The 9,461-nt window shown below is 52.0% G+C and carries 10 protein-coding genes and 1 pseudogene; 9 read left to right on the top strand and 2 right to left on the bottom strand.

Annotated elements, in window-relative coordinates; genetic code table 11:
- The 5 genes and pseudogenes from FDW94_RS24240 to FDW94_RS14095 form a co-directional block, all read left to right on the top strand.
- Positions 1-510 (top strand): annotated as a pseudogene (locus FDW94_RS24240) (glycoside hydrolase family 88 protein); the annotation flags it as partial.
- Positions 511-522: 12 nt separating this feature from the next.
- On the top strand, positions 523-1,020 hold the full coding sequence (locus tag FDW94_RS14110) for a PTS sugar transporter subunit IIB (RefSeq protein ID WP_137377774.1): 498 nt from the start codon (positions 523-525) through the stop codon (positions 1,018-1,020).
- A gap of 12 nt (positions 1,021-1,032) precedes the next feature.
- Positions 1,033-1,833: a PTS sugar transporter subunit IIC gene (locus FDW94_RS14105; protein ID WP_137377773.1), complete on the top strand. Its 801-nt coding sequence runs from the start codon at positions 1,033-1,035 to the stop codon at positions 1,831-1,833.
- Complete coding sequence (locus tag FDW94_RS14100) at positions 1,826-2,668, top strand: PTS system mannose/fructose/sorbose family transporter subunit IID (RefSeq protein WP_137377772.1); 843 nt, start codon at positions 1,826-1,828, stop codon at positions 2,666-2,668. The genes FDW94_RS14105 and FDW94_RS14100 overlap by 8 nt, the downstream gene beginning before the upstream one ends.
- A gap of 353 nt (positions 2,669-3,021) precedes the next feature.
- Positions 3,022-3,720: an oligogalacturonate-specific porin KdgM family protein gene (locus FDW94_RS14095; RefSeq protein WP_137377771.1), complete on the top strand. Its 699-nt coding sequence runs from the start codon at positions 3,022-3,024 to the stop codon at positions 3,718-3,720.
- A 184-nt stretch (positions 3,721-3,904) separates the two neighbouring features.
- Here FDW94_RS14095 and FDW94_RS14090 read toward each other — a convergent pair whose 3' ends face one another.
- A complete protein-coding gene (locus tag FDW94_RS14090) occupies positions 3,905-4,117 on the bottom strand; it encodes a DUF1471 domain-containing protein (RefSeq protein ID WP_003825262.1) in 213 nt (70 codons plus the stop codon).
- Between the two features lie 129 nt (positions 4,118-4,246).
- Here FDW94_RS14090 and FDW94_RS14085 point away from each other — a divergent pair, with 129 nt between their 5' ends.
- Together FDW94_RS14085 and FDW94_RS14080 are read left to right on the top strand one after the other, a co-directional pair.
- Positions 4,247-4,768, top strand: coding sequence for a Crp/Fnr family transcriptional regulator (locus FDW94_RS14085; RefSeq protein WP_137377770.1), 522 nt, complete (start codon positions 4,247-4,249; stop codon positions 4,766-4,768).
- 58 nt (positions 4,769-4,826) lie between these two features.
- Positions 4,827-5,333, top strand: a complete 507-nt coding sequence (locus FDW94_RS14080) for a YgjV family protein (RefSeq protein ID WP_020996116.1) — start codon at positions 4,827-4,829, stop codon at positions 5,331-5,333.
- Here the strand turns inward: FDW94_RS14080 and fdhD are convergent.
- Entirely contained in the window at positions 5,300-6,136 is an 837-nt protein-coding gene (gene fdhD, locus FDW94_RS14075; protein WP_057066657.1) for a formate dehydrogenase accessory sulfurtransferase FdhD, read from the bottom strand. The two genes, FDW94_RS14080 and fdhD, sit on opposite strands and share 34 nt — an antisense overlap.
- 194 nt (positions 6,137-6,330) lie before the next feature.
- Between fdhD and fdnG the strand changes: the two genes are divergently transcribed.
- Entirely contained in the window at positions 6,331-9,381 is a 3,051-nt protein-coding gene (fdnG, locus tag FDW94_RS14070) for a formate dehydrogenase-N subunit alpha (RefSeq protein ID WP_137377769.1), read from the top strand.
- 12 nt (positions 9,382-9,393) lie between these two features.
- A partial coding sequence (locus FDW94_RS24235; protein WP_001679811.1) for a hypothetical protein occupies positions 9,394-9,461 on the top strand: 68 nt, incomplete at its 3' end.

Below are 9,461 nucleotides of genomic sequence, written 5' to 3'. Positions count from 1 at the left end.
GGCCAGCCGCTACGCGGCGATACTCATCAGGGCTTTAGCGACAGCTCGTGCTGGGCACGCGGTCAGGCGTGGGGTATTTATGGCTTTGCGCTGTGCTTCCGCCACACCGGTGATACTACTCAGCCAGAGCTAGCGCGTAAGCTGGCGCACTATTTTCTCAATCGTCTGCCGGAAGATTTCATCTGCTATTGGGATCTGATCTTCACGTCGCAGGATAACGCGCCACGAGATACTTCCGCCGCCGTCGTTGCCGCCTGCGGCCTAACGGAGCTGCTCACTCGGCTGCCGTTAACCGACCCGCTACGCCCCGCTTACGGTAATGCCATCGAACTGATGATGCGCAATTTGCGCGAGCGCTATTTTGCCCACACGCAGGACGGCCTGCTGCGTGAAGGCGTTTATAACTTTGGCCGCAACATGGGCATTAACGAACCTAACCTCTGGGGCGATTATTTCTATTTCGAAGCCCTGGTTCGCCTTTCCCGAGTCTGGACCCCCTACTTTTGCTAACTGGAGCTACACATGATTTCTTTAGTACGAATTGACGATCGCCTGATCCACGGTCAGGTTGCCGTAGTCTGGACCAAACATCTCGGCGTGAACCGTATTCTGGTCGCCAACGATCAGATCGTGAATAACGAAGTACAAAAAATGTCGCTGCGCATGGCGGCCCCTGATACCGCGAAGTGCGCCATTATGGCGGTTAAAGACGCAGGCGATATCCTCAACGACCCGCGTTCCGAGGCGATGAAAATTATGGTGATCGTCAACAATGCCGCCGACGCGCGTCGTCTGGCCGAACAGGTTGAAGGCATAAAAACCCTGAACGTCGCTAATTTTGGGCGCATTACCGACAATCTGGCAGCGAAAAAGCGCATTAGCGATACCGTCTACGTGACACCGGAAGATATCGCTGATTTTCATGCCATCGCCACGCGCGGCGTGAAGGTGGAATACCAGGTTCTGCCATCTCATCCGGTGAAAAACCTGATTGAGATGCTGGATAATGCTGTCAGCTAAGCGAGGGTCGTTATGTTAACGTCTGCATTACTTGTCGCACTGGTGATGTATATCGCCAAGTTCGCTGACCATACGCTCGGCCAGCCGCTGATTGAACGCCCGCTAATCTGCGGCGCGATGGTCGGATTCGTGCTGGGAGATTTTCAGCAGGGAATTATGATCGGCGCCACGCTTGAACTGATTTTTCTTGGCACCATCACCATCGGCGGCTCGGTGCCTGCCGACCTGGCGGTGGGTTCAGTTCTGGCTACCGCGTTTACCATTCTCACCCACGCTGAACCCGCCGTTGCGGTGGCATTAGCGCTGCCTATCAGCCTGCTGGCGGTCTTTGTTTATCAGGTTCTGAAGCTGGTTTATACCGCGCTGGTTGAGAAGTACGACGCCTTGCTTGAACAGGGGCGCGACCGCGCCGCGCTCGGTATCACGCTCGGAATGACAATGTTCTACGGTGTGCCGTTCGCCGTGCTGGCGTTCTTCGGCATTCTCTTCGGCACCGATGTGATCCGCAGCCTGGTGGAGAGCATTCCGGACACCGTGATGCGCGGTATGACGGCGGTAGGCGGCATTCTTCCGGCTCTGGGTTTTGCCATTTTGCTCAAGGCGCTATGGAACCGGAATATCGCGGCCTTCTTCTTTATCGGCTTCGCCATGGCAGCCTATCTGCAACTGCCAATTATGGGCATCGCAATTATTGCCGCTTCCGTTGCCGTTTATCTCTGCTTCAACGAATTCAACCAGTTGAAAGCCAATAAACAAGCCACCACTGCCGCGAGTGCGTCAGTTGACGATAAGGATGGGTTCTTCAATGACTGATATCTACAACAGTGCGGTAAGCACATGCGATGACAGCAAGGGCGAAAAGAAAATGTTCCGCCAGCTGTTTTTCCGCCAGTTCCAACTGCTGGGGTCCATGAACTTCACCCGTATGGAGGGGCTGAGCTACGGCTGGATCCTGGCGCCCCTGCTCAAGAAGATCTATACCGGCAACCCGCACGGCTACGTTGAGTCGCTCAAACGCAACAGCCAGTTCTTCAATACCAACCAGCATCTGGCGCCGTTCATTATGGGCCTGACGCTGTCGATGGAAAAAGAGAACGCCGCCAACCCGAATTTTGATACCTCCAGTATTAACGGTATCAAAGTGGCCTTAATGGGACCGTTCGCGGGCGTCGGCGACTCCTTCTTCTATGGCGTCTTGCGCATTATCGCGACGGGGATTGCTATCGGCCTGGCATCACAGGGGAACCCGCTGGGGCCGCTGCTGTTCCTGCTGATTTACAACATCCCAAGTTTACTGCTGCGCTACTACGGTGGGGTAATGGGCTATCGACTGGGTTCGAAGTACATCGCCGAAGCGACACAGTCCGGCTTGCTTTCCTGCATCACTAAAGCCTCAGCAATGATGGGCTTGATGATGGTGGGCGCGATGAGCGCCAGCATGGTGAAATTTACCACCACCTTTAAAACCACCATCGCCGGGCAGCCGTTTGTATTGCAAGAGATCCTCGACAAGATCTGCGTCGGATTAATTCCACTGCTGCTGGTACTGGGCTGCCTGAAGTTACTGAATAAAAAGGTCAGCCCTAACAAAGTGCTTATTATGCTAATTGTTTTTGGCTTTGCGGCAGCGGGCGTGGGAATTATTTAAACTTTCATCCGGATCCCTTTTACTAAAGGGATCTTTTTTACATTCCCTATGATAATTTTCTCCTTAATTTATTATCCCATACACAGAACCTGTTTATATTAATAAAACCTTTAACCCCTAACCCCAATGAATAAATTTATAAAAAAATCAGTTGGCATTTATTTTTCTCGACACAAATGGATGAAAAAGGCCATTGCAGCCATTAGTGTCGATACTATTTTTCAACAAAAACCATAACCATATGTAATTTATAGATTTTATTTGATGGCATGGGATTTGCAAATAATCTATGCCTTTTATCTTTTTACAGAAAAGATGGCATTAAGTATTCAACAAATCCTACAGGAATAAAAATGAAAAAATTACACATACTTGTGATCGGCATACCGCTATCCTGCTTTTCGCTGAATGCATTTTCCGCAGCTACCTGGGTTGATAACCGCTATGCACACACTACGGCCTCTGAGAAAAATCAGTATAAAATTGGTCTTGGCCATATATTTGATAACGGCGCAGGAGTTCTTGCTTCCGCCATGTATGACCTCGGGCAAGACTTTAATCAAATGAAAAGCTCTTTTCAGGAATTTGAAGGTTGGTACCCTATTCCGCTTAATGAAAAATGGACGCTGACGCCTGGAGGATTAACTGATATTGATAGTAACGGGACGAAACTGGCACCTTATATCAGTCTCGATTATAAAATCAGTAAGACATTAAGTTTTAGCAGCCGCTACCGTTACAATCATATGACCCATAAAGAACGCGATTACAATGGCTATATGGATTATAACGACAGCCATCAGTTCGACTTGTACCTTAATTACCAGGCAACGGATAAACTATGGCTCCAACTCAACCCGGAATTCTTTGTGAACACCAACGACTTCAATGCCTCTAACGGGCAGAAAACTCACTGGGAACCAAGCATTGTGGCGCGTTACCGCGTCGATAAACACTGGCTTCCTTATGCTGAAGTTGCCTGGCTGGATCAAGACCAGAATCATGACGATCAGGTGCGATTCCGCTTGGGCATTCGTTATTACTTTGATTAAACGCAATAAGGACAGAGCGTAATGACAAACCTGTTTTAGCTATTGTGCTCACATATTGCCGGGCGACTAATGCCTCGTCCGGCATCAACATTCACAATATCAAAAAATTACATATAGTTTGTCGGCCTGTTAAAGACACTAAAAAAGCGCCTCAAGGGCGCTCTTTCGACAGTACTAAGGTATCTTATTTCAGCAGTTCGGCGGTCATGTGCACGCGGTTACCGGTGTATGCCTGAGTGATTTTGTAATCGCTGGCGCCCGCACGTTCAGCCTGAGCGGCGATTTTTGCTTCAGCGCTTTCCAGCGTAGAACCGGTTGCGGTCACTGTCTGAGCAGCGAAAGAACCAAAAGAAGTAGCCAGAGCGATAACTGCGACAAAAGTTTTGATGCTTTTCATAATATAAACCCTTTAACTTAGTTGTTTGAGTAAGGCACCGTGCCTTGATGTGATAAATAATAGGCTGATACTCGAACAACTTAAAGCGGAAGGATTTGCCAGTCTTATTCAAATTATTTGAGAGATAAGATGTCGCGTAATCAGGAACCACGATGCCTCGCAGGCAGCCGTAGAAAAACGCAACCGGCGGGTAGTTGGTTACTTCGTCAGGGTGAACCACAAAGTAAACTTTATCTTTTACATCATGGTGTGGCTCGTGCGGTTTATCACGCGGACAACGGTGTTGAAAGGGTTAAAGAGTTCTACTTTGCCGGGGAATACTGCTTTCTGTACCTGAACTGGCTAACTAACACACCTGCCGATTACAGCCTGCAAATGATCGCCGCTGGAGAAACCACTGAAATCCCCTTGGCTTTGCTGGATGCACCGGAAAATCAGGATATTAAGACTCAGCTACTGGTCCAGCAATTGATCTACAAAGAGAAAAAAGAGCAAATGCTGCTGCTCAATACCCCAGAGCAACGCTATCAGTACGTACAAACACACTTCCCGGACTGGGAGTCACAGCTCACCCAGCGCGATCTTGCCAGCTATATCGGCATTACCCCCGTTAGCCTGTCCCGTATTCGCCAGCGTCTTAACAAAGGTTAACGCCTTACGGTGATGCGTCGATTATTGTCCCGTCACTCTTTAATAGATGGCGACCACAATGAACGCATTTCTTCTTTCTCAGATGCTGGCTGGCATCAGCTTCTTACTGGATATTTCCGCTTTTCATTTTCAACGCCGGGCTATCACTTTAACGCTGCTCACCAGTTCTACGTCTCTGTTAGCTATCCATTTCTATCTTTTGGATCAACACGCTGCGGCTGGGTTAATGATCATTGCCGCATGCCGCTACGCGACAGCCATCGTCACCTTTCACCGCTTGGTGATGTGGGGATTTATGCTGGGGTCGCTGCTGTGTAGCATTTATCTTTGGCAAAATCTGTCGAGTATTTTGCCGCTGATGGGAAGCCTGCTGATGACCTTTGCGTCATTTCAAAAACGCAGCGGAAAATTACGGGGATACACCTTGTGTGGCAGCCTGTGTTGGCTGCTGAACAATGTGATTGTTGGCTCGCCAGTTGCCGTAATCATGGAACTGGCATTTTCCGGCAGTATTCTGGCCGCCTGGTGGCGTCACTGCGCGACCAGACGTTGCGGATGCGTATAGATCGTCGCCCTGCCCGGTTTGCAAAAACCCACCAGCGTCAGGTTACAACGTTCGGCAACTTCCACGGCGAGCGTTGTCGCCGCAGAAACAGCAAACAGGACCTCCACACCGCACATCGCCGACTTCTGCACCATCTCATAACTGGCGCGGCTGGAGACTAATACCGCGCCCTGTTGCCAGGTTTCCCCTTCGATTGCACGTCGTCCCAGCAGTTTATCCAACGCAACATGACGTCCAACATCTTCATGCCCGCCCGCCAGATGACCTGACGGCTGTATCCAGGCAGCCGCGTGCGTGCAGCCTGTCAGTTGCCCCACGGGTTGAAAATCGTTGAGATGTCGTAAAGCGTTATCAAGATTCGCCAGATCGAATGTCTGGGTAAACGGCAGCGGCTGGACCGGCTTGCCAATGTCATTGAGCTGCTCCACGCCACAAACGCCGCAACCGGTGCGACCGGCCAGCGCGCGACGACGCTCCTTCAGCCCCATAAAGCGACGGCTGGACAGTTCAACCTGCACTTCCAATCCGTTGCAGGAAGGCACTACGTCCATTCCGTAGATATCCTGCGGGGACTCAATAATGCCTTCAGAAAGTGAAAAACCCACCGCGAAGTGCTCAAGATCTTTCGGTGATGCCATCATCACCACGTGCGAAATCCCGTTGTATACCAGCGCAACAGGCACTTCTTCAGCTACCTCATCAGGCTGAGGATGTTGCAAATCCTCGCGCTTCCAGAGGGTCAACTGGCGCGATCCTGTCGAAGATGTCACATTCTTGATGTTTTCTTGAATAATCTTATTCACTTTCTTTTAACCATATTGGAACACGCATACCAACATTGTGGTATTCTTTACAAATCCCTCCTGGACGGAGGGAAATTCACCCAATTCTGGACCTTTGCGGTCCCGTCCGCAAAGAAAAATAACAACCACTTCCCTCGCGTTCGCGTTACAGAAAAGCGAAGGGAACGTGACAATGTCGAAACAAGGAGCGAACCATGCAGGTCAGCAGAAGGCAGTTCTTTAAGATCTGCGCTGGCGGTATGGCAGGCACCACGGCAGCGGCACTGGGCTTTGCACCCGGCGTAGCGCTCGCGGAAACACGGCAATATAAACTGCTGCGCACCCGCGAAACCCGTAACACCTGCACTTACTGTTCCGTTGGCTGTGGACTGTTAATGTACAGCCTCGGTGACGGCGCAAAAAACGCCAAAGCATCCATCTTCCATATCGAAGGGGACCCGGATCACCCGGTGAACCGTGGCGCGCTGTGCCCGAAAGGGGCAGGACTTGTGGACTTCATCCACTCCGAAAGCCGCCTGAAATTCCCGGAATATCGCGCACCAGGCTCAGATAAGTGGCAACAGATTAGCTGGGATGAGGCATTTGACCGCATCGCTAAGCTGATGAAAGAAGACCGCGACGCTAACTACGTTGCACAAAACGCTGAAGGCGTAACCGTTAACCGCTGGCTTTCCACCGGAATGCTGTGTGCTTCCGCTTCCAGTAACGAAACCGGCTATTTAACGCAAAAATTCTCCCGCGCGCTCGGTATGCTCGCGGTCGACAACCAGGCACGCGTCTGACACGGACCAACGGTAGCAAGTCTTGCTCCAACATTTGGTCGCGGTGCGATGACCAACCACTGGGTCGACATTAAAAACGCCAACCTCGTCGTGGTGATGGGCGGTAACGCCGCTGAAGCTCACCCGGTCGGATTCCGCTGGGCGATGGAAGCCAAAATCCACAACGGCGCGAAGCTGATTGTTATCGATCCACGCTTTACGCGAACCGCTGCGGTGGCTGATTTCTATGCGCCGATTCGTTCCGGTACTGACATTGCTTTCCTGTCAGGCGTTTTGCTGTACCTGCTGAACAACGAAAAATTCAACCGCGAATATACTGAGGCCTATACCAACGCCAGCCTGATCGTGCGTGAGGATTACGGTTTCGAAGATGGCCTGTTCACCGGCTACGACGCGGACAAACGCAAGTATGACAAAACCAGTTGGAACTACGAGCTGGATGAAAAAGGCTTCGCCAAACGCGATGTCACCCTGCAACATCCGCGCTGCGTATGGAACCTGCTGAAACAGCACGTCTCCCGCTACACGCCGGACGTCGTAGAAAACATCTGCGGTACGCCAAAGGCCGACTTCCTGAAGGTCTGTGAGTACATCGCAGAAACCAGTGCCAAAGATAAAACCGCGTCGTTCCTGTACGCCCTGGGCTGGACGCAACACTCCGTGGGTGCACAGAACATCCGTACCATGGCGATGATCCAGTTGCTGCTTGGCAACATGGGGATGGCAGGCGGCGGTGTTAACGCCCTGCGCGGTCACTCCAACATTCAGGGCCTGACCGACTTAGGCCTGCTGTCACAAAGCCTGCCAGGCTATATGACGCTGCCAAGCGAGAAACAGACTGACCTGCAAACCTACCTTGCCGCCAACACGCCAAAACCGTTGCTGGAAGGTCAGGTGAACTACTGGGGCAACTACCCGAAATTCTTCGTTTCGATGATGAAAGCCTTCTTTGGCGATAAAGCGACAGCGGAAAACAGCTGGGGCTTCGACTGGCTGCCGAAGTGGGATAAAGGGTACGACGTCCTGCAGTACTTCGAGATGATGAATCAGGGCAAAGTGAATGGCTATATCTGCCAGGGCTTTAACCCGGTCGCGTCATTCCCGAACAAAAACAAAGTTGTGGCTTCACTGTCCAAACTGAAGTTCCTGGTCACTATCGACCCACTCAACACTGAGACTTCCACCTTCTGGCAGAACCACGGTGAGTCGAACGATGTTGATCCGTCGAAAATCCAGACCGAAGTATTCCGTCTGCCGTCCACCTGCTTCGCTGAAGAGAACGGTTCTATCGTTAACTCCGGTCGCTGGCTGCAGTGGCACTGGAAAGGCGCTGATGCCCCGGGGATTGCCGTTACCGATGGCGAAATCCTCGCCGGTATCTTCCTGCGCCTGCGCAAGATGTATGCCGAGCAAGGTGGCGCGAACCCGGAACAGGTGCTGAGCATGACCTGGAACTACTCCACCCCGCACGAACCGGCTTCGGAAGAAGTGGCGATGGAGAGCAACGGTAAAGCGCTGGCCGACATTACCGACCCGGCAACCGGTGCGGTTATCGTCAAGAAAGGCCAACAGCTTAGCTCGTTCGCCCAACTACGTGACGATGGCACGACCTCCAGCGGCTGCTGGATTTTTGCCGGTAGCTGGACGCCGGAAGGCAACCAGATGGCACGTCGCGATAACGCCGACCCGTCAGGCCTTGGTAATACGCTGGGCTGGGCCTGGGCATGGCCGCTTAACCGACGCATTCTGTATAACCGCGCCTCCGCTGATCCGCTGGGGAATCCGTGGGATCCAAAACGTCAGATCCTGAAATGGGATGGGGCGAAGTGGAGCGGGATGGATATTCCGGACTACAGTGCTGCCGCACCTGGCAGCAACGTAGGGCCGTTCATCATGCAGCCGGAAGGGATGGGACGCCTGTTTGCTATCGATAAGATGGCGGAAGGTCCGTTCCCGGAACACTACGAGCCGTTTGAAACACCGCTGGGGACTAACCCGCTGCACCCGAACGTTATCTCTAACCCTGCCGCGCGCATCTTTAAAGGTGACGAAGAAGCACTGGGTAAAGCAGATAAGTTCCCGTACGTCGGTACAACCTACCGTCTGACCGAGCACTTCCACTACTGGACCAAGCATGCGCTGCTGAATGCCATCGCTCAGCCGGAACAGTTTGTGGAAATTGGCGAGAAGCTGGCGAATAAGCTCGGTATCTCCCACGGCGATACCGTCAAAGTCTCCTCTAATCGCGGCTACATTAAGGCCAAGGCGGTGGTGACCAAACGTATTCGCACGCTGAAGGCTAACGGTAAGGATATCGACACAATCGGTATTCCGATTCACTGGGGCTACGAAGGTGTGGCGAAAAAAGGCTTTATCGCTAACACGTTAACGCCATTCGTCGGTGATGCGAACACGCAGACGCCGGAATTTAAGTCCTTCCTCGTGAACGTGGAAAAGGTGTAACGGAGACGACCTATGGCTTATCAATCGCAAGACATCATTCGTCGTTCCGCCACTAACGGTTTCACCCCCGCGCCTCAGGC

This window comes from Citrobacter sp. wls757 (genome assembly GCF_005280935.1).
Lineage (GTDB): Bacteria > Pseudomonadota > Gammaproteobacteria > Enterobacterales > Enterobacteriaceae > Citrobacter > Citrobacter portucalensis.
Note: the sequence above shows the minus strand (reverse complement) of the source record. Positions and strands in the feature narration are given on the sequence as shown.